The sequence below is a fragment of the Vibrio penaeicida genome (assembly GCF_030689305.1).
GTDB lineage: Bacteria > Pseudomonadota > Gammaproteobacteria > Enterobacterales > Vibrionaceae > Vibrio > Vibrio penaeicida_B.
In genome coordinates this window covers 1-670 of the sequence record NZ_JAUYVM010000068.1, presented here as the reverse complement: position 1 = coordinate 670, position 670 = coordinate 1, and the positions used below count along the sequence as shown (strand labels likewise).

General features: G+C 40.0%; 1 protein-coding gene. It reads left to right on the top strand.

Annotated features, from left to right (window positions below):
* The first annotated feature begins 92 nt into the window (after window positions 1-92).
* Entirely contained in the window at window positions 93-587 is a 495-nt protein-coding gene (locus Q8W40_RS28035) for a hypothetical protein (protein ID WP_305402111.1), read from the top strand.
* Window positions 588-670: the final 83 nt, after the last annotated feature.

Sequence of the window (670 nt, the reverse complement as noted above, 5' to 3'; positions counted from 1 at the left end):
AGCGTTGGGGCATGTCAGTCCGGTTGAGTACGAAAGTATGTAGTTATGTGGTGTCTACTTTTTATGGGGTACACCAGCAATAGGAGTTAGTTTTGAATCCAAGTGAAGTCATAGAACTTAAGAAAAATCATCTATTACGTTTTGCTAATGAGAGTGGGGCTAAAGGTGAGATATTGTCAATTGAAGCTAATGAAGACTGGATTCCTCGTCCAAAAGGGGAGCGTCTTAAGAACCTTTTGAGTGCTCTCGAATCAACTGGACTGAATATCAAGCGCTCTAGTTTTGATGCACTTTCAATTCCAGCAGATATTGAAGTCGACTTTGGCAGCATAGAATCAACATTACAAGCACTACCTAAAATAACATTCATCGAAATCAAAACCGCGAACCAAGAACGGGTGAAAGAGGATTTCTCAGGTTTCTTTTTCGCTTTGACTGAAAGTGAGATAAGTGCAGCAGAACAGCTTGGTGACCGCCATAAAGTAGCCTTGTTTAATAAGCGAACATCCAAAATGGTAATGACGACAGTGTCGGACATTATTGCAAAGTCTAGGTCAATGACTTGGCAAGTATCAGTACAACTTTAGCTTATTGCATAACAAGAGACTATGGAGTCAATAGCTAATTTTTGACGCTATCTTTATCCCACATTACACCGTCTCTTAGCATT